Origin of the sequence: Paenibacillus glacialis (genome assembly GCF_001637205.1) — a bacterium.
Lineage (GTDB): Bacteria > Bacillota > Bacilli > Paenibacillales > Paenibacillaceae > Paenibacillus_AQ > Paenibacillus_AQ glacialis.
Genome location: NZ_LVJH01000042.1, coordinates 16,416 through 36,499 on the forward strand (window position 1 = coordinate 16,416; position 20,084 = coordinate 36,499).

General features: G+C 38.0%; 22 protein-coding genes and 2 pseudogenes. 4 read left to right on the plus strand and 20 right to left on the minus strand.

Going from position 1 to position 20,084, the window contains the following annotated elements; all coding sequences use genetic code 11:
• Positions 1 to 121: 121 nt before the first annotated feature.
• From PGLA_RS18840 to PGLA_RS18855, 4 genes are all read right to left on the minus strand, one after another.
• Positions 122 to 520 (minus strand): GNAT family N-acetyltransferase, encoded by a 399-nt coding sequence (locus tag PGLA_RS18840; RefSeq protein ID WP_068535854.1) that lies wholly within the window; start codon positions 518 to 520, stop codon positions 122 to 124.
• A 584-nt stretch (positions 521 to 1,104) separates the two neighbouring features.
• Positions 1,105 to 1,746 carry a uridine kinase family protein gene (locus PGLA_RS18845; RefSeq protein ID WP_068535856.1) on the minus strand — a complete coding sequence of 214 codons (642 nt, stop codon included), beginning with the start codon at positions 1,744 to 1,746 and terminating at the stop codon, positions 1,105 to 1,107.
• 324 nt (positions 1,747 to 2,070) lie between these two features.
• Positions 2,071 to 2,253 (minus strand): hypothetical protein, encoded by a 183-nt coding sequence (locus tag PGLA_RS18850; protein WP_068535858.1) that lies wholly within the window; start codon positions 2,251 to 2,253, stop codon positions 2,071 to 2,073.
• Between the two features lie 349 nt (positions 2,254 to 2,602).
• Entirely contained in the window at positions 2,603 to 3,049 is a 447-nt protein-coding gene (locus tag PGLA_RS18855; protein WP_068535860.1) for a GNAT family N-acetyltransferase, read from the minus strand.
• 326 nt (positions 3,050 to 3,375) lie between these two features.
• Between PGLA_RS18855 and PGLA_RS18860 the strand changes: the two genes are divergently transcribed.
• A complete protein-coding gene (locus PGLA_RS18860; protein WP_068535862.1) occupies positions 3,376 to 4,641 on the plus strand; it encodes an IS110 family RNA-guided transposase in 1,266 nt (421 codons plus the stop codon).
• 350 nt (positions 4,642 to 4,991) lie between these two features.
• Here PGLA_RS18860 and PGLA_RS18865 read toward each other — a convergent pair whose 3' ends face one another.
• Together PGLA_RS18865 and PGLA_RS18870 are read right to left on the minus strand one after the other, a co-directional pair.
• Positions 4,992 to 5,354: a RidA family protein gene (locus PGLA_RS18865; RefSeq protein ID WP_068535864.1), complete on the minus strand. Its 363-nt coding sequence runs from the start codon at positions 5,352 to 5,354 to the stop codon at positions 4,992 to 4,994.
• Between the two features lie 354 nt (positions 5,355 to 5,708).
• Positions 5,709 to 6,596, minus strand: a complete 888-nt coding sequence (locus PGLA_RS18870) for an alpha/beta fold hydrolase (RefSeq protein ID WP_068535866.1) — start codon at positions 6,594 to 6,596, stop codon at positions 5,709 to 5,711.
• A 367-nt stretch (positions 6,597 to 6,963) separates the two neighbouring features.
• Here PGLA_RS18870 and PGLA_RS18875 point away from each other — a divergent pair.
• Together PGLA_RS18875 and PGLA_RS18880 are read left to right on the plus strand one after the other, a co-directional pair.
• Positions 6,964 to 8,159: pseudogene (locus tag PGLA_RS18875) on the plus strand (IS110 family RNA-guided transposase).
• Positions 8,160 to 8,594: 435 nt separating this feature from the next.
• The gene (locus tag PGLA_RS18880; RefSeq protein ID WP_068535891.1) at positions 8,595 to 9,512 is read left to right on the plus strand and encodes a CPBP family intramembrane glutamic endopeptidase; all 918 of its coding nucleotides are present in this window, start codon (positions 8,595 to 8,597) and stop codon (positions 9,510 to 9,512) included.
• 287 nt (positions 9,513 to 9,799) lie between these two features.
• Here the strand turns inward: PGLA_RS18880 and PGLA_RS18885 are convergent, their stop codons facing one another.
• Together PGLA_RS18885 and PGLA_RS28150 are read right to left on the minus strand one after the other, a co-directional pair.
• On the minus strand, positions 9,800 to 10,672 hold the full coding sequence (locus PGLA_RS18885; RefSeq protein ID WP_068535869.1) for an AraC family transcriptional regulator: 873 nt from the start codon (positions 10,670 to 10,672) through the stop codon (positions 9,800 to 9,802).
• A 22-nt stretch (positions 10,673 to 10,694) separates the two neighbouring features.
• Entirely contained in the window at positions 10,695 to 10,847 is a 153-nt protein-coding gene (locus PGLA_RS28150; RefSeq protein WP_161487956.1) for a hypothetical protein, read from the minus strand.
• A 255-nt stretch (positions 10,848 to 11,102) separates the two neighbouring features.
• Here PGLA_RS28150 and PGLA_RS18890 point away from each other — a divergent pair, with 255 nt between their 5' ends.
• Positions 11,103 to 11,306, plus strand: a complete 204-nt coding sequence (locus tag PGLA_RS18890; RefSeq protein WP_068535871.1) for a hypothetical protein — start codon at positions 11,103 to 11,105, stop codon at positions 11,304 to 11,306.
• 315 nt (positions 11,307 to 11,621) lie between these two features.
• Here the strand turns inward: PGLA_RS18890 and PGLA_RS18895 are convergent, their stop codons facing one another.
• From PGLA_RS18895 to PGLA_RS18955, 12 genes and pseudogenes are all read right to left on the minus strand, one after another.
• The gene (locus PGLA_RS18895) at positions 11,622 to 12,056 is read right to left on the minus strand and encodes a hypothetical protein (RefSeq protein ID WP_068535873.1); all 435 of its coding nucleotides are present in this window, start codon (positions 12,054 to 12,056) and stop codon (positions 11,622 to 11,624) included.
• A 209-nt stretch (positions 12,057 to 12,265) separates the two neighbouring features.
• Complete coding sequence (locus tag PGLA_RS18900) at positions 12,266 to 12,706, minus strand: hypothetical protein (RefSeq protein WP_068535875.1); 441 nt, start codon at positions 12,704 to 12,706, stop codon at positions 12,266 to 12,268.
• 200 nt (positions 12,707 to 12,906) lie between these two features.
• On the minus strand, positions 12,907 to 13,215 hold the full coding sequence (locus tag PGLA_RS18905) for a GRAM domain-containing protein (protein WP_068535877.1): 309 nt from the start codon (positions 13,213 to 13,215) through the stop codon (positions 12,907 to 12,909).
• Between the two features lie 358 nt (positions 13,216 to 13,573).
• Entirely contained in the window at positions 13,574 to 13,882 is a 309-nt protein-coding gene (locus tag PGLA_RS18910) for a hypothetical protein (RefSeq protein WP_068535879.1), read from the minus strand.
• A 312-nt stretch (positions 13,883 to 14,194) separates the two neighbouring features.
• Positions 14,195 to 15,013 carry an inositol monophosphatase family protein gene (locus tag PGLA_RS18915; RefSeq protein ID WP_068535881.1) on the minus strand — a complete coding sequence of 273 codons (819 nt, stop codon included), beginning with the start codon at positions 15,011 to 15,013 and terminating at the stop codon, positions 14,195 to 14,197.
• 256 nt (positions 15,014 to 15,269) lie between these two features.
• A pseudogene (locus PGLA_RS29820) lies at positions 15,270 to 16,112 on the minus strand (tyrosine-type recombinase/integrase).
• A gap of 117 nt (positions 16,113 to 16,229) precedes the next feature.
• Positions 16,230 to 16,496, minus strand: a complete 267-nt coding sequence (locus PGLA_RS18930; RefSeq protein WP_068535883.1) for a hypothetical protein — start codon at positions 16,494 to 16,496, stop codon at positions 16,230 to 16,232.
• 361 nt (positions 16,497 to 16,857) lie between these two features.
• A complete protein-coding gene (locus PGLA_RS18935) occupies positions 16,858 to 17,133 on the minus strand; it encodes a hypothetical protein (protein WP_084411271.1) in 276 nt (91 codons plus the stop codon).
• A 283-nt stretch (positions 17,134 to 17,416) separates the two neighbouring features.
• Positions 17,417 to 17,959: a GNAT family N-acetyltransferase gene (locus PGLA_RS18940; RefSeq protein WP_068535885.1), complete on the minus strand. Its 543-nt coding sequence runs from the start codon at positions 17,957 to 17,959 to the stop codon at positions 17,417 to 17,419.
• A 319-nt stretch (positions 17,960 to 18,278) separates the two neighbouring features.
• Positions 18,279 to 18,833, minus strand: a complete 555-nt coding sequence (locus PGLA_RS18945) for a 2'-5' RNA ligase family protein (RefSeq protein ID WP_068535887.1) — start codon at positions 18,831 to 18,833, stop codon at positions 18,279 to 18,281.
• A 185-nt stretch (positions 18,834 to 19,018) separates the two neighbouring features.
• Positions 19,019 to 19,372, minus strand: a complete 354-nt coding sequence (locus PGLA_RS18950) for a hypothetical protein (protein WP_068535889.1) — start codon at positions 19,370 to 19,372, stop codon at positions 19,019 to 19,021.
• Positions 19,373 to 19,791: 419 nt separating this feature from the next.
• A partial coding sequence (locus tag PGLA_RS18955; protein WP_245700150.1) for a hypothetical protein occupies positions 19,792 to 20,084 on the minus strand: 293 nt, incomplete at its 5' end.

Below are 20,084 nucleotides of genomic sequence, written 5' to 3' on the forward strand. Positions count from 1 at the left end.
AATGGATAGAGTTTTCAGAATATATCTGAATCTCTATCCATTGTTTTGTTTACAATCTCATGATGACTTAGTTATAAATATGCTGAATTGAACTATTGTGTAACGTTAGCTTAGACGTTCATTACTTTACTCTCGGTATCAAAAATGCTCTTTCAGTCTTCTCAAAACCAATACATGGGTAATATTCCATTGCAGTTGGTGCAGAAAGTAATAATAAAGAAACTTCTTCTCCCAAATGTTCCCGTAAACGTTCAACTAGTTCTGTTCCAATACCAGTCTTCTGATATTCCTTACATACCGCTAAATCTGATAAATAACAACAATATGAGAAATCAGTAATACCTCTTGCAATGCCTACAAGTCTATCCCCATCCCAAGCAGAAATGTTAACATCGGCATTATCAATCATTCTTTGAATACGATCAAGGTCATCAGCAGGACGTTTAATTCCAGAACTTTTGAAAACACCCGAAACGTCTGTAGAACGAAGCGGAGTATTAATTTTGTACGCTATTGCCATATGTGCACCTCTTATGTGAATTAGTTTATATAATAATATACATAAATTAGAATCAAAAAAAGGACCAATCAAGAAAATTTTTTGTTAGTCCATTTATTAATTCACTAATTCGCTTTACTCCCGTTAGCGGGGAAAAGGCAGCCAATTAAATTGGCTGCCTTTTCATGTTGGTTATTGCGTTAAAGTGTCCCGTTAGTTTAAACTTTTAGTCCTTCTTATAGATAACCTTAGGAAGGTAATTATAAAAATAATAATTATCGAGGTTATTAAGACTCCTAATCCCATCCAAAATCCTTTTTCAAAAATACTTATAACAAATTTAGGTGAAGTAATAAATTTAACTATGATTAATACAAAAAAGATAACTAAAGAGTAGATAGATGCCAACTTCAAGGTTTTCATCATGTAAGACCCCATTCTTTTATCATAGATACTTGTTCATGTTAATACTTGTGAATACTGCCTGTTAATTGAATGTTCATCGCACAATGGTTCTCTTTCACTTAATATTTGTTTTAGTCCATTCAATATTTGTATCAACTTTCCTTATAATCTCAATATCCAAATTGTCTTTATTTCACATTTTAATTAAAACAGCCTTTTTCAAGAATATACTCTTCATTGGAATTTTTTAAAACTATATCAAATTTTTGATGATAAGGATGCATAAATAAATCATATTGAATTCTACGCTCTTCATGAGATTTTCTTAAATAATTAATATCTGTTCCTCTTTCAGAAACATCACGTATACTCCTTCTCATCAACTCAGTTTCTCTATCCGTATATAAGTAAACTTTCAGATCATACAAATTTGGGTCTGTAAAGGCAACGCTCATGCCTTCTACAATATTTATTTTGGTTTGTGAAGATATTAACGTACTCTCTGTATAATTCGTGCCTATTGTATAAAAATCTAAACCATCTCTCATCATATGAATGTCTCTCTCTAAAGCAAATATATTATGAGCAGCAGGATGACAAGCTGTCATTTTATCATGATGATGTTCATTCTTATATTCATAGTCGATAAAAGTGTACTTCCTAAGATCAGAGCCAATAATATAGGGGTCAGTATTAATATAATTCACATCATCATGTCCCAGAAGATTTAAAAGATTATGGGCAAACGTTGTCTTTCCAGATGCACCATGACCCGAAATCCCAATGGTGACTTTAACCTCACCGCTAATCAAATTGACTATCTTATGTAATACCTTATCCATATTTTCCACCATTCTATTCTATTAATTGATGTTCATTATCTTTCCATATATACATTTTTAGCAATATTATACAACTATTTATTATCATAAATTCTCTATTTCTTGTTTAACTAAACTGCACTTTAGCTGATAAGGCTGCCAATGTTATCGAAAATCTGTTGTCATTACGCTATAAGGTTCCGTTAGTTCAATTATCGCCACTTGACATAGCTCTAGTCCTCCCCTATCTAGTTGATATAAACCTAAAAGAACGTTGATGGTTAAAACCTTCAACGTTCTAGCCATTTTATCGCTTAAAGCTTACAAATATATATATGCCAATAATCAAAATATTTTAACCAAAATAACAATAAGGGCTAGGATTCCAACTAAAATAAGCAAATTTGTAATTTGACGAAAAAGACCAGAAACACCTTGAGAATGGAGTTTCTTTTCATTCATATCAAAGTTAGCTTTAGACCCATAAGGATCCGCTGAATGAGAGAACGGTTTGTTTTCATCTAACATTATATCAACTCCTTCATCGATATAATTATAACAGATTATTACATAAGTAATTTTATATTTCCCTATCGTTACCCGTTAGCCATACATGCAGCGCAAGAACAGAACAGCGGTGCATCACAGAATGTCGCGCCCTATATGGGTTGCACTCATGGGAGATTAATCCTTTTTTGGTTGTTGCACCAGCCCTGCCTTTATGTTTGTTGTCAAAGATATTTTTGCTTTTTTTAAAGATCTTACAAGTTCTATATGGATTACTCACGAGGCTCAGCTTTTTTTATAAAGTGTTATTCTGGGTCTACTTTATTTTGCTCTTTTTCAGGTTTTGAGCTAATTTAATTTTCATGGGAGCTTAACTTTTTATTACTAGATGAAGTAAGGGGAAAGGTCGTCCTGAACTGTCCAATTCCGATCGTCCTATCTGTACAAAACCAAACCGTTTATAGAATGTGTACGCTCCATCGTTTTGCTCATTCACATCAACCTGGAGATTGCTGCCTTTTAATTTTTCGGCATGTTTTATCAATCGACTACCTATACCCCTTCCGTGATATTTGGGATCTACGAATAGCATCTCTATCTTTGTTCCGTCAAGCCCAATAAACCCTGTCGGTACTTTATTTTCGTTCAATTCCAACCAAATCTCAACTTCATTTAGTGCTCCCTTTTGAAGCATCTGATGATAAAATTCAATATCCTCATCAGTCAAAAATGTGTGTGTATGACACACAGCCTTGTACCAAATATCTATTAAATTATCATGATAGTTTTCTTCATATGGGACAATTTTGTTTAGCATTACTCAACCTCCGTATTTCTAATTTATTAAAAGATTAATCCCCTTGATAAATCTTCTTTGTACTATCATACAGAGTCAAACGTGGAAAAGGGAAGCTTTTGCAAAGATAATTAATCGCCACCGTACTATCCTGCCCGTTACTTCAATGAAAAATGGTAGACGATTTCTGGCCGGCTGACGTCTTGTCTTTATTAAACTAACGCGTCCCGTTAGAATTCCTGTAGAGTCATTAATTTGGACTTTGAATAAAATAGAGCGCCTCTGTAATATGGGAGTTGGTAACGGGTTGCAGCCCTAAAATCTCACCACTAGGAGGTCGCTCATCTATGAAGTTTAAATCTCAGGATAAACAAAATCAACTCATTGAAAACATTTCTTCTTTGCATCTTGTTGTCGGTGTAGATATTGCCCAGGAGTCTCACGTCGCTCGTGCGGTTAGCTTTCGAGGAATTGCTTTGGGTTCGCCGCTAGAGTTCGGTAGCTATGACGAGGGCTTTCAACTATTCTGTCGTTGGATTCAAGATCTACTCAAGTCTTACAAGCTGAGCAAAATCATTGTTGGTATGGAACCCACCGGCCATTACTGGCTGAGCCTGGCTCGCTGGCTCTCAGGCCAAGGAATTGAAACTGTTCTCGTGAATCCCCACCTCGTTAAAAAAAACAAAGAAAATCGCGACAATACCCTATCGAAAAGCGACCGCAAAGACGCGCTCGTTATCGCGGATATGGTCAAGAACGGCTACTATTCTCCCGTAAGGTTCAACCCGGAAACATACGAGGAACTGCGGATTCTCATGGCCAATCGGGACACGGTTACCAAACGCCTTAACAGTGCCGTTAACCAGATTCATCGCTGGGTAGATATTGTGTTTCCAGAACTTCGACATGTCTTTAAAATTCTCACCTGCACCAGTGCCATTGCCACCTTAAGGCTTTTTCCTTTTCCAAAGGAAATTAGCCAATTAACTACGGAGCAAGTCATTGCAGGTTGGAAGCAATATGTGAAGCGTCATGCGGGTTTGCGGCGGGCTGAGCAGCTTATTGCACTGGCTAAACGTAGCGTTGGTGCTACAAAGGCGCTACATGCCTACAAGTTGCACTTGGGTCAACTGCTCGAAGAATACGATTTGGCTCAGCGCCAGCTTGAGCAGATTGAACACGAAGTACATCTCGTATTGGAGCGCATTCCCTATGCCCAAAAGTTACTTTCCATTCGAGGTATAAATGTAACCAGTCTAGCCGGTGTGTTAGGAGAAGCTGGTGATCTTAGTGGTTACGCACACGGAAATGCCTTGCTTCGTCATGCGGGTCTAAACCTGGCTGAGGCCAGTTCCGGGAAATGGCGTGGGAAAATGGTGCTTAGCAAGCGCGGCCGCCCCCGTCTCCGACGCTTTCTCTATCTTATGACGATGTGTATGGTCATGACCAATCCGGATGTTAGAGCCCTGCACCACTACAATGTAGACGTGAAAAAGCTCAAGAAAATGAAATCCATTATGAAATTATGTGGTAAAGTGGCCCGAATGCTTGTTGGCCTAGCCAAGAGCAGCGAAGCATATAGCTCAGTTAAAATATTTCCACAAGTCGCTTAAACGCGTTATTTCGCCAGCTGATGCATTCGCAGGATCAACAGAAGCACGGAGTATCGGGAGGCATTAAACAAAAGGGCTCGGACCCGTTCCGTTAGAAAAACCGACCTCCACCCCTTAGTTAGATGTGACGAAGGAATGAAAGGGCTTGGACCCGTCGAGACATGGGAGTGAAAATCACTAGGGGCGACATGGAGACGTGCAGGATATGGATCAAATTGGATGATATTCCCTCATCTTTATTCCTGCATGCCCTTTCAGGTGTTCCAAAACTACCGACTCCTCTGTCTCCTTCTTATCTGACACTTAGCTAAAGGTGAAATCCTGCGAATTCATGAGCCTGAGTGAGAAAACTAAATCATATTGAGGGAGTTTAATCTTTTGTACGCTATTCCATCTATCATCATAAGACAATCTGAGTCAATAAAGTCTGTAGTTGAAGTCATTCTTGCAGGAAACTTATCTGTGTCGAAATATTCGCAAAAAAATCGTTCCATTTCAGGCAAGTCCTTAATGTCCTTGAGATAAACATTTACTTTTACGATATTATGTATTGGAACGTCGACTTCCAGAAGCGTATTCTTTAAGTGAAAAAAAGTATCATGAATCTGTTCTGTAAATTTTTCGCCAAATCCTCGATGTAACCCGAGAAAAACATAATCCCCAGCTACAACAGCAGATGAATAACTAAATGGAGTCGTTACACGCGTGATCACTAACAAATTCCCCCTAGGAATAATAATTTATATCCTAAATATTAGAACATTCGTTCGTGATTGTATATCTTTATTTTCAATGCCTTTTGCGCATAACTTCCCGTTTGTTGAAAAAGGACTACCGATGATGCTGGCAGCCTGTTCTCATTGAACTATCTGTTCCGTTAGCTTAATCACGTGTATAATCACTGCCTAGTTGTTCCTACTACTTCCGTTAATTCTATATTAAAGACACCCTGCAAAGGATTGCCTTTTTTTGAACACCTCTTGTTTCCTTTTCGATCAATTCACGAATCTTGGCGGATTACGGATCGATCTTGCTCTGGCCTCACAATAAAATGCTCTTACAGCACGTCAGTCCCGGCTCGCCTCGTAAAACTTCTGCGCCACCATGTCCGGCCTTGTGCGAGTATCCGTAAAGTGGTCCCCGTCGCCGACGATAAGGCGGAACTGGCCGAGCCGTGAGGACATATGCGGATTCCAGCCGAATCCCTCTCCTTGTGGCAATGCATTGTCTTGGAAAAAATACACATAACTTTTCGGTATAGGCAACTTATAGAACACTTTAAGATCCAGCTTCTCGAAAAGCGGTCTAGCCGGTTCCGGAGTAACGCCTGCATACATCCATCTGGCTTCCTCCAATGTGGCCGTATTGACGAACAAATCCCGAAACAGTGGAAACGGAAGCATGATCGTATCATCCTTCGAGCTGGCTCTGAGTTGCTCGAAACCTTGTCTCGTTTGGGGCGACAACTCGTCTGCAACAGATTCGCCATCTTTCAGTACAAACGCGTCCCAGAAGACGAGGCGCTTGATGCGATCCGGCACCTGTTCTGCAACCTTTTGGATGACAGTTCCGCCGAAGCTGTGCCCGACGAGAACGAAGTTGTGTAGGTTCAGTTTCGTTATAAAATCAACGACGGACTTCGTGATCATCGCATGCGTGACATCTTTGATCGGATCTTTGCCGTGACCTGCGTATTCCGGCGTATAGACGGCATGCCCTTGACTGCGCAGCACCGCCGCTACGCAGTCCCAGAAGTGAGCGTCAGCCCAAGAACCATGCACAAGCACGAAGGTAAGCCGTTGCTGTGCAGGTAAACGGTATCTTTCATCCGATTCGAGGGCACCATTGCTCCAGAACCACCATCTTTCAGAATAAGGGGAGTTATAATAACCGCGGGGCATAAAACTATAATCGGAATAGGGGAATTGATGAATTTCTTGGAGATAAGTAAACATGTACAAGACATCCTCTCAAAATAACATATATTATCAGCTTATGCCCACTGCGTTTGAGAAGTTCCCAGGCTCGATCCGCCGAAAAAAGAGCCGCAAGAGAGAACGGTGGAGGAACTGAAATAACCGTACTTGATTCCAAACTGTAAAAATAACAATTTTGTAGAAAAGGTAATTGTTTTAACCCCAACCACCAATATGGTACGGCTCACCGTAATTGATCTTCAACTATGCTGCCCGTGGGACTTGATCCCGAGCGCTATAATGTTCACCCCTACTTGTCATGACCATGATTGAGGCTGGTTGGGACGTAAGATCCCGCGATGCTATGGAGCGACAAGAGGAAAACGTAGGGGCTGCCAGAGATGAAATGAATCCAGTTATCGGTCTAGATATTTCTAAAGGAGAAAGCCATAGACAAGCCTTTTTAGAGCACGGAAACCCATTCAGAGGGACGTTCCATTTCCAACACACTCGTGATGGTCTAGCGAATCTCCATCAAGTTTTAAAGGACGTTGAGTCTGTATCCAAACAACGTCCTTTACTTATTCTAGAAGCAACCGGACATTACCAAAGCCCCGTTGTTCAGTTCCTAGAGGAGCATCACTATATTTACATTGTCATTAATCCGCTCATCTCAAATCGGCTTAGGAAGTCTCAGCTTCGTAAAGTAAGACGGATGCTGCTGACGCTTATCTGTTGGGTGAGTTGTACTACAAAGAAGAGTTTGAACCTTTTAAAAAAAGGGGTGTGCAACTGCTCAATCTACGCTATCTAACAAGGCAATATGAGTCTCTTTCAAAGATGTGTGTACAGACTAAACTGCAATTCCAAGCTGTTTTAGATCAAGTTTTCCCTGCTTACAAAGGTGTCTTTGGATCTATGTATTCAGGTATTTCGCTACGGTTTTTAAGTGAATTCCCAACCTCATATTCGGTATTGAAGACGGACGAAGATACACTCAAAATTGAAATGAAAGAACTTCTTTCTTCGAAACGAGGACGTTCAGAGGACTGGATTAACCAACGCGTTCAACGGCTGCTAGATGCGGCAAAACAAAACCCATTTCAGCGCAAGCCACTTAATTAATTTAAAAGTCCTTATTACCCTCATTCTTCAGTACCAAGAGCATCTTACAGGATTGGAACAGAACATAGATGCTCTGGCTGAAGAAATTGAAGAATTTGATTTAATTCAGTCAATTCCCGGTATTGGACATAAAATTGCGGCAACAATTTTATCGGAAATTGGAGAAGTCGACCGATTTGATCATCCTAAAAAGCTAGTCGCCTTTGCAGGCATTGACCCAAGTGTCTTTGCTTCAGGTAAGTTTCCAGCAACTCGAAATCGAATCACGAAACGAGGTTCTAGGCAGCTGCGTTACGCGCTGTGATGGCTGTTCAATGTGGACTTATCCGTTCTTGAAACACTCGGCTCAAAGAATTTTACGAACGCAAAAGAACCGAGGGAAAACCACATAAAGTGGCATTGGTCGCATGTGCAAATAAGCTAGTTCATTGGCTATATGCCATCTTGAAAAGTAAGAAGGCATTCCGTCCGGCTTAACCAATTTAATTGGTTTAACCTTCCAAATCGTTGCTTGAACTGGAGGGTTATTTGGCATATTTATTTTAACTATATCACATGATATGGCTTCACTTTAACGGTAATATTGACAAGCTAATAGCTGGTATAGTTGAACAAAGTTTGGGGAATTAATCCTTATTTCGCAGCCCATAAAAATGATTTATTGTAGATTTCACATCATCTTGGAAACATCGGCATTTTTCTATAATTTAATTTCATATTATCATTTTTTAATCATCTAATCGTTAGGATACCTAAGGATTCACTTGATATATTAAACGGGAATCAACCGTTATTCATAAAACATTAGATTTATATTTAAAATTTGGTAAAAATATCTTCTTTTAGAAAGGTTTCTTAAAACATCATAAAGAATTAATACATATCGAGTCTTTTATAATAGAAAGGGTGGTTATATTGAATTCTTTATCAGAAACAAATGATACATCGTCGGGTCTAAAGAAATATTTAGAAGCCCGACCGTTAACGTCATTTTTTTTCATGGCATATCTATTCTCGTGGATTATATTAATCCCTTTTATCTTATCTCAATGGAATATTCTCCCTGATAAGAAATGGTTTTCTATTTTCTTTGTTGCCAATGCATTCATAGGTCCTATGCTTTCATCTTATATTATGATTCGGACTCTTGAAGGCAAGGAAGCATGGCAAAACATAATAAAAAGCATCAGACAGGTAAGAGTCGGATTGAAATGGTATATATTTGCCCTTTTAGTAATTCCTGCTGTCATGTTTTTGGGAATAGTACTATTAAACGGAGGGGTGCCTACTTTCCACGGTCTTACTTTTCAATTTTTTGCGACTTATCCCATTTATTTGGTTGTGGTTTTCTTTACTGGAGGACCTTTCCCTGAAGAAATCGGATGGAGAGGATTTGCTCTGCCACGGATGCAATTCCAATTTGGACCCTTAAAAGCAACGCTGCTCCTTGGTATTTTGTGGGCGTTTTGGCATCTACCGCATTTTTTAACGTCGGCACAAAAAGGCGGACCTGGTTCTGACCTATCACTTCTCTATTTTAATTTGCCTATTTTTATCGTGATATGCTTATCAACTTCGATTATTCTCACGTGGGTGTATAACTGCAATCAGGGTAACCTATTTATCGTCATGCTGGTTCATGCGAGCTTAAATACATTTAGCTTAATACAGCCGTATCTTGCCAATCCAGTTTTGAAAAATTTAGATTTATCTGTCGGTATAGGATTAGGATTATTCGCTTTGATTATTCTGTTCTTAACACGCGGTAACCTTGGATATAAATATCCTTCCGAATTAGAATTCGGTAACAAAGAAAATATAAGTAAATAACACGGCTAACTATATAAATTCTTGTCCCGAGCAAAAGACAAGAACTTATATAGTTAAAATAAAATAACCGCGCTGGGCGCGGATTATTATCTATATATGTTCATGTTCTCCGACATGTTTGGACAATTATTATTAAGGTGTCTTGTTTAAAAATGATCCCAACAAGTGAAAGCGTCGTCAGCGATTCTTGCATGAAAAAACCGGATTCCCTTTACTCTATAAGGGAATCCGGTTTTCGGAAGATCGCAGCTTCCACTAATGTTACCCGTTACTTCAACAAACGCTGCTTATTTCTTTTTAATGGGTATCCATATTTCGCTTTTAAATTGCGGCGATGCTACAACTTTCTGCTCATTCCAGAGTATTTCAGGCCCTTCGCTTAGCTCATATTCTGAAGACGGAAACCATTCGGAATAAATGCGTCCCCAGATCTCTTGAAGCGCACTTGGAAAAGGGCCAATGGCTGTGAATACAGCCCATGTAGAGGCTGACACCTCCAGCTGGGCGAAGCCATCTCGTGCTTCATTCGTTGTGGCCGCCCCGATGTAATGATCAAGCTCTCCTTTCTCCTCCATTCGCCCTTCACTGAAATTCGTGGAAGCACTGATTAGTCCTGAAGGCTGAACATTCGAAAAGCCCTTAATCTTATCAATTGTTTCTGGTGTAAGTCCTTCAAACATCGATGCAATCTCCGGATTCACCCCCTGAAATACTATTGGCACTCTTTTTTTGATCCCCACTATGCGAAAAGCCTCTTTGTCTTCAATTCGGTAGTTCATTTCACTTCCTCCTTTGATAGTTAGTTGAAACGTCATCCGCGGGAAGGCTTTGAGGGACTGTCCATGGATCCGGGCTTCCGAGGGAGTAATCCCATGCATGCTTTGAAAAGCCCTAGTAAAGGAATCCGGCGAGGTATATCCGTATTTCATCGCAGCATCGATGATCTTGATGTCACTGTGGCTTAGCTCGAGTGCTGCCAAAGTTAGGCGTCTTCGGCGGATGTATTCCGACAGAGTAATGCCTGCAAGGAATGAGAACATCCGTGTAAAATGATATTCCGAACAGCAGGCAATTTTCGCTGCCTCCTGATAGTCCACACGATCAGTAAGATTCTCCTCAATATAGCTTAAAGATTTGTTCAGTTGCGCCAGCATATTCATGATTATCGCCTCCCCTCGTTACTCAAAGCATAGCAGAGAAGGTAATTCCCTTCCCGACATTTAGTGCACAATCCTGCAGGGTCTTTTGATGGTCGTAGGACATCCCCTTTAACTTTGCGTCAATATACCCTGTATTAGGCAGTTGTAACATGATTGATTCACAACTTAATCTCATGATTATAGACCTCCAAATATCACAATCCTCAGGAGCAAATTTTACCATTGACGACTCGTGACTTATTAAAGAAAACTGCCCCTTAGCTTAATCACGAACATACAATACGCCGCCGACCAATTAAGGTTAGCGGCGTATTCAGACGATGCTTTCGGATTGCGAAAATTCCTACAGTTTTGAAGCTATAATATCCTAAAGAAGGCTTTTCAAACAGAATGAAGAATAGGATATCTAATAAACGAGCGGAGGGATTAGATGAATGTGAAGGGTGAATTGCGCTTAGCTGTAGCAAGTAATCAGAAAGTCGCTGTAAGGCTCCACAATGGAGAGATAATAACCGGAGTGGCAGAAGTATTCACCACCTCTAATCGTGCCAAAATTAGAACGAAAGAAGGTCCCACGTGGGTGCCTTTTGCAGATGTTGAACATGTTTCGAGGGTTATAAATATGTTTCATTAAATCAAAATAAAGGCCACATTGGCGTTATGCCTCTGTGGTCTTTATATATATGGAAGCTAAATCCTAGGCATATCAAAAGCTAATTTCTAAGGTTTGCATTTAACTATTCCATCCATTAATAAAACCTTTAACAAAATCAGGGACGGCATATGCTAATAGCAAAATACAGCTTAATGAGCCTAGACTAATAATGATTTTGTTTTTCTTTTTAATCCCTATTACTAATAGCACTATAGTAAGAAATAAAAATAAGATTTCAAAAATCCGCATTGCAATACCCCCATTATGTAAAGTTATTGGCCCTCTATAAATTTCTTACAAATCCTGTTTAGTTCTGATGTTTTGTCGCCTTAACCACGCTTTTAACGTATTTCTATGAGTTTCTTTGTCTATACCTTTAAAATCAAATCTTATTATACGTTGAGACCAGCGTTTCTTATTGGTTTCAAATTCTATGCAATATCTATTTATTTTGGTGGATTTTATTTCATTAGCTTCCAGAGGCAAACCATCAATTATCAAATTTTTTTCTTCTATAATTATTATACGTTTCTTCCTAATTTCTTTAATCATGAATATTCCAACTGCAATGATTATTGCTATTACTATAACGAAGTACACTTCTTTCTTTCGTCCTAAATCATTAATCAATATTGAAAGAATCATCATCAAACTAAAAAATGACGAGTATTTGGCACCCAAATACGGTAGGCTAATTTGATATTCATTGTCACTTAAATTTTCTTTCATATTCTTCCTCCCTCAATGATTGCACATAATGTTGCGTATTTCTGACATCCACACGGCTAAGGATCGAAGGTCCGGGTGGCTCTGCCACTTAGCTGGTTGGATGTGTCACCTGAATCAACTTCTACGAAATTCCTCTTGGTGACCAAGGAAGCGTAGTGACCGCTGTGGTAATGCAATGTTATCGGATGTCGGCGGCCCCATCGAATATGCTACATTAATGTTTGGAAAAATTTATTTTTTACTTCTTTTTTGTTATGTTCTGCCCATTCATTTAATTTCTCTAATCCTTTCATTTCCTGGCTCTTATCAAAATAAAAACACAAATCCATAGGAACCAATCGCTTACCCTGCACTTTAGATCCAATCCTCTTGTAGCTCATATAAATACTTTCAATTCGAGATGATTCATACTTCTTACCGTTTGAGGATATTACATAATCTGTTTCCAAAGTAATGCTTAGTTTAGTGAAAAACATCCGTTTAATTATCGCAATAATATAAACTAAGACAATGAGCATCAAAAATGATATAAAGTACGTTAATAGATTATCTTGATTAATAGAAATAGTTAATAGACATCCTTCAAATAACATCATGGTTAATATATTTAGTTTTGCTCTTGGATAGATGGTTTTAAATGTGATTTCCATTTCTTTATTCCTTTCTCGCCGATTTCCTATAACGTTTGGCTTTCACGAAACATCCCCGCCTTAGATTGCTCGTATCTTAGGCCTTTCTTCTTACATTATTTTTGCTATTTGGCGCAATATTGGCAGGATTATACGCAGTTACTGACTTCTCGAAATACTTACAATCGTTTGTTATTTATAAACTTTCTCTTCTTCATTTTTCACTTTATTCTATTCAATGTTTTGTATATTTTCTCTTGATCCCATGTAGTAATCACATATTCCTTATTATTCTTGAGATAAATCTTTAGTTTATCTGGAATAATATAAAATGATTTTTGCTTTTCTATTTTTTGAATTTCATCTAATTTTATTCGAAAGGTTTCCTGATTCATTGTCACTTTATATGACTCAAATAACAGATAATCTTCTGTAATTTGTAATTTACCTGTTGATTGTTCTTTAAAATTTTTCACATAATTAACTTGGCCCTCATAACGAAATACTTGGTTATTGAGATTTATTCCCATCAGTTTTCATCAGTCCTTTAGATCATTTTTATGATTCGATTCAGTCGTTGCATTGAAGTATGTTTATAACTTTTCTTTTTTTGATCTTCAGGAATTGCGTATAACGTTGTTGTATCTACAAACCCGAGAGGCTTAAGGCACATCGCATCGCATCGCGTCGTGTCCGACGGACTTAGCCTCGCAGGGTTATCTTCCTGACCTGGACTTCTCCGAAATACCTCGGGCAGATCAAGGGGGCTTGCCCCCGCAGCGTAGATACGGTGTTATAAGAGGTCAAACTGAGCTACCTTCATTTCTTTATTTCAATTACATTCTCAAACTCATTATTTTCAATATGTGGAGTTTAACCCGTCTTCTGTTACATATACCCATCTTCGGGTTCACCAACATCAAAACATAATACTTTTGACGCTTCCAATTTAAATCTTTCTATCCAAGAAATCCAATCGTTATTATTCATCTGTGTATAAAATGATAATCCACTAGGCTCAACTGATGCCTCAATAAAAACATCATCCTCTTCGTACCCAAACCAATATGGAATTCCATTTTTATAACCTATCCAACCTGGCATACTCTCATATATCTTAGAAACTTTATCCCATACTTCATCAGGTAGATAATACCATATATTTAGGTTGCAATTATGAGAGTTTATTTTGCTCATTTACATTCCCTCCTTATAACCTTAGACTTATACCAAATATATTCTCTAGTTACTACACTATAAAATAAATTACAAACTACACTGCTAATCTAAAAGACTCCCTGAAATTAATTGGGAATTGCGTATTGCCCCCCGTAGTAATAAGTGACTTCTGTTGATGTCGTATAACGTTTCCGCATCTGCGACGCGACCCGGCCTTAGATAGCTCTTATCTTAGGCCGGGTCGTGTGTTGTCTGAGCTAACTCCTAAGATTATACACCTGACAACCAAGGGGCGAACGCCCCGCAGCGCAGATGCTTTGTTAGGTGATGTCAGTTGACCTCTTCGATTAAACCCAATCCCTCTTTGACTATTCTTAAAAAATATTCTTTATGTTCTGGATGACATGCAATTACATATGGCTCTTCATTCATTCCATTAAAGGGGTTGCCTTCAAAATCTATGACAATTCCTCCTGCTTCTTTAACCATTAATATCCCAGAGTATAAATCATCTCCCTCTGAGTTATATAATACAATTCCATCTATATCTCCTTTAGCCAGCATGCACCATTGCAACGTTGGAGCCCATAATCTTATCATTCTTTTAAAATGAAGATCTAAATGCTGGCGTAATCTGACAGCTTTCTCATGGTTCTGTACCTTATGACCCTGAATCCAAGCAATTGTACCTTTTTTTATCTCCTCTTTCTTCTTAACTTGCAATTGTTTATTATTACAAAATGATCCTTCTTCTTTACTTGTCATATAGAGTCGGTTTACTAGCGGTTCATAAATGACTCCTAATACCGGCTCTGATCTATACATCAATGTTATTGATGTTGAAAAAATCGGCAGACCAATGGCAAAGTTATTCGTTCCATCCAATGGGTCAATCATCCAAAGCCAATCACTTGTCTTGCCGTTATTGCCACTCTCTTCACTATCGATTTGATGTTCTGGAAACACATCCATGATTTCATCCAATATTATTTTCTCTGCTTTATGGTCAACATCAGTAACAATATCACCATAGATATCCTTTTCCTGTTGATCAATACCTTTGTCAAAGTAATCACGTGCTACTTGACCAGCTTTTAATATTGCTCTAACTGAGAGCGTTCTTGCAACTCGAATGATATCTTCTTCCATGATTCACCTCAACAATAATTTTTACAACTGATTTCACCTAACGTAATATCTGCGACACCCTTCGCAGATCCCTCTTACCATATCTATATTCACGACCGACTTTATTACATTATGGAAAACTATTCCTTGCCAATCATCATAAATATCTCTATTTAACTTACCACATAATCCATACTATGGATATTTCCATTAGAGAAAACTGCCCGTTAGTTTAGTCAAGATAGCCATCCAAATTGGCTACCTAGACTTGAAGACACTAGAAGAACCGTCGATATAGCTCGCGTCTTCGCTCTCCACGGAGCTGAGCATATATCTGAGTGGTCGATGCTTTTTCATTCCCTAGCATCCCTTGAATGAATTCTAAGGGTGCTCCATTATCCAATAGCTGACATGCATAGGTATGACGAAAACGGTGCGGGTACACATTAGCTTCAATCCCTCCCCGATTTGCTATCCGCTTTAACGCCCATCTGATCGTCGGTATCGACATTCGACGGGTAGGATGTGTTTCCGTTACAAACAGTGCTTTACAGGAATCTTCGCGACACTTTAAGTATTTTTTTAACCACACCTTGCATTCGGTGGTAAAGTAAACTTCTCTTTATTTGGATCCCTTGCCATTTACAATCGCTGAACAATTTTCCCAGTTAAGATCTTCAATATTTATTTTCTGTACCTCTCCAACACGGCAGCCAAAACTATATAGAAATTCCAACAAAGCTCGTTCTCGATGTGATAGACAGGAAATCTTAAGATGAATCACATCCTCTTCTATAAGAAACTTCGGAATGCGTTTATCCATCTTTGGTTCCCTCAATTTAAGAGAGGGATTTTTCGTAAGGTAACCTTCTTCATACGCAAAGCGAAAAAGGGAGCGAACAAATCTGATACGATGTCCTAAGCTGCTTGGCTTTAATCGTCCGGATTGTCTAGCTAAATATTCCTTAAGCTCTAGCAAAGTGATTTCCTCAATCTCAAGATCACCTAATTCGCCAACCAGCATTTTTATTTGCAATGCGTAGGCTTTTAATGTGTACGGACTGAATCCCTGAATCCGTTTATCAACTTCATACAGCTTCCATAATTCACTCAGGTACATAGAGAAACCCTCCCAATTATATAAACCTATTAGATCTAGGTTCTCTTGAAATGGAAGGGTTTAATCAATTTATTGCACTAATGTAAAGTTCTCCGTTAGTTCAAAAGTTGGTTAAAATTACTTTTGATTTTTAATTACTAATTCTAATAGGATTCCAATAGCCATTAGAACTGATCCAATGATTAAAAAAGGTACGACCAGCTGGTTATCTGAAAGTGTTGTCCTTAAGATCCCATGTGTTGGGACAGTACCAGGTTTGCTGGCAAATCCTCCTGCCTCAAGCCCCATCGCAATAAATGCACCAAATCGTTCAACTGCATAAAACACACCACCTGCAAGCACTAAAAGAGTACCACTAATGAATAGTAACTTCCCGTTTCTCAATAAACACACCTCTTTGAAGGATAAATGCTTCTATATAAAAGTCTATATTCTTAGATGATTTTCCTCAAGTTAAGTTTCGTTATCCTGCCCGTTACTTCAATGAAAACTACCCATTAGTTCAAAGAAAGTAACTATTTCTTTCTTAGTTTTTAATCACAAGATACAAAATATAAATAAATCCTACCCCGATGCCGAGTGATAAAAGTTGAATAATTGCGAGACTTAGACTGAAACCCGAATGCGACGATGCAAGAATGCAGTGTTTTGTGATGTTACTGTCCTCTGTGAATTACTAAGGGATTTCTTTGATTGTATTAAACAGGTATATATGTCTTCTTAGTACTTTGATGGCCGTTATTATTTACTGCTCTTTCCTATGATTCTTTTCTTGCCACTTCCACACCCATATACCCCAGAAGTATCCTCCGATTGAAAACACGATAACAGCGATTAATAAAGTTCTTAAAAAATCATTAAGTAATATTCCAGCTAAGCCGTTATTCAAATAAGTAACAAAGATAGAATAAAGAACAGCTGTAATCAATCCCCATCTTAGAACACCACTATTTACAACAAAATGCCTTTTTCCTTTTGCTCTCATCTTTTCCCATCGTTTTTCTGATCTTTCATTCAACATTTACTCCTCCGAATTAAATCTTTTATTTATCAGCATTACATTAATTTCACCTAACGTTTGTGCATTCACGACGTTCAAGTGGCTTAAGGCAACGAAGTTGCCGGGTGGTTTCGCCACTTGGCCGGTTGAATGTGTCCGGTGATTCTACCTCTCCGAAATACCTCCTCCGGACCAAGGGCCGAGCTAGCCTCTGCCCGCTGAAATGCGATGTTACATGAAGTGCTCTCTTCTTCGAAAAAACTTCACTTTCTATTTCTAGTTATCTTTATTCTTGTATGTTATTTCATAAATATATTTTTCGATATTCACTATCAAGAATACTATAAAAGAATTGATTTACCCATTTACCTTGCCACAAAAATTCATCCTTAAACACTCCTTCTTTGAGCATTCCTAATCTTTCAAGAACTTTATATGACGCAATATTAAATTCATTACACATAGCAACTACTTTATGCGCATTCCAATCTTCAAAAGCATATTTCAAAGCTAATTTTGCACCTTCAACACAATATCCTTGTCCTTGATATTCAGGAAAAATACAATAACCGATTTCCCAACTTTCTCTATCTTTTACATACCAATGAATATGAACTTCTCCAATAGGTGTTCTTTCGTGGTCATCAAACCTAATTATGTATTGTTTGTACCAATCGCTATTAATTTTCTCTATTACATTATTACGGACTGCTTCCTTATCAGATGAGACAAAATCTTCGTAGGGCCATAAAGAAACACTCGTTTTTTTATCAACAATGAAATCCACATCATCCATTGATGCTAGAGATAATATAATCCTTTTTTTCACTTTCTTTGCACCGCCCATAAATTATTTTGGAACTTTATACATTTATCGTTGATGTTAAACACATTACTGTTTTTCATTTTAAGAGCATTTCATGTAACGTAATATCTGCGACACCCTTCGTAGATCCCTCTTACCATATCTATATTCACGACAGACTATTGCAATTGGGAAATATCACCTCCTAGTCATCATAAATATCTCTATTTAACTTACCACATAATCCATACTATGGATATTTCCATTAAAGAAAACTGTCCGTTAGTTGAAAAAGGACTGCCGATGATGCTGGCAGCCTCTTGTCATTGCGCTATAGTGTCCCGTTAGTTCAATGATCTGATTAGAACAACTTGGCAAGTTTGATATCTTCTAAAGGTACGTTTGTTTTGATATCAAATAACCGCACGAATGTTACATCGAAGCTTGGAAAAGAAGGTAATACTTCTCTCGCAGCCAATTTCATTTCTATAATTTCTGCTTCATTCATGCCCCATTTTGTTTGACCCAAAGTCAAATGTGGAATGAAGTTATCCAACTCTATATTACTGTCAATAAGTTCGGGCGGTGGGGAAACCGCATCTACCAAATTCTTGTGTAGATTATATATCTCTTTCGATTCAACGCTAAGGAATGTAACCGCTGTTCCAAATGTTCCTGGTTCAGACAAAGTTAACTGGAAGTTTGGAAATGAAGAACAAGTTTCTCTTACCCTTCCAAGCCAATCCATATCCTCCGTAAGTCCATTTGAGAGTTTAACAGTAATATGAGGCTCCACAGGAGCCCTAAATCCGTTATTATCCCATCGAGTTCGAAATGTCTTAGCCCATTTATTACGAAATACCAAAATTTGTTCTTTATAATCTTCAGGTGGAACGATTCCTATGAAAAAAGGCATTTTTACACCCCTTTATAAATAATATATATTTTTCTCGGATCATTCCTATTCATTTCAATCATCAACTTTCCGAACATTTATGCTTTTAGAAAGTATTCCTCAAGTATTTTCCAAATCCTGCTTTAGTGTTAAACTGCCCGTTAGTTGAGAAAAGCCAGTGCGGTAGACCTTTCGGTATTGAATTATCACGTCAATCTTTCGGAGATAGTTTTACTTATTTCTTCAGGGTTTTTAACATCAATGATTAACTTTGATATTTTAAATTTACCAACAAGAAAATTATTCAAGTCAAAATGAAGGGTATCAACCTCATTATAAAAAAAGTAGAGATGATAACCTCCATTGAATCTAAATAATCCATTTCTTGTTCCTCCAAAAGAAGCACCATAAAGCTTGAAAGCATTTGGTATGGGTCTACCTGTTGTTATCCCCTTAATCGAAGAGTATGGAATTTGCAACCCGTTATCTAATTTTAAAAAGGGCGGATTTCCAAGATCGATATTTAAATGGGTTTCCATTAATTGAATTGTACGTTCCATTCGTTTAGTCCACCATTTCATAACGCTTTAGTATTTTTAAAATATATTTACATATTATACCATAGATAATCTTATTTATAGAATTTATTGAGCTAATTTACCCAAGAACTGAACATGCAACCGAATATTTCGCCGGGTGCATGATGGAATATTACATTATCCTGCCAGTTAGTTTAACAGAAGTGGCTTATTTTAAACTTGCCTGCTGCCGATGAGAGCATATCGGGAATGTAACAAAGTTCTTGTCATCCGTCGGGAATGATATCAAGTTCTTGTCATTGTGTTTTGACAAGAACTTGATATCATAAAAATAAAAAGCCGCATAATTAGCGACTTCTAATGTTACTATGTTTTTGTCACCCGACAGATGTGTCACATTTCGTAAATCGTGAAAATTACAAACAAAAGAATCCTTTCAACTATTTATTCTTCTGCTTTGCAACTTGCATACCGCCGATGATAAGCATGATAATCCCAATTACTGCTAGAATAATCCGAACTAAGAATGGACTCAATGAAAACACAGTTTCACCTTGCCAGTGCAATCCGAACAACCTTTCATTCAGCCCCACAATCGCCAATAATGGCTTAAGAAACAAACTCAGCGCTAATAATACTATCCCCCAAATAATATTGCTATTCATTGATTCAAAACCTCTTTTCCAATTAAGATAAATGAAGATTAGTTCACAATAAAACGATCTATCATTGC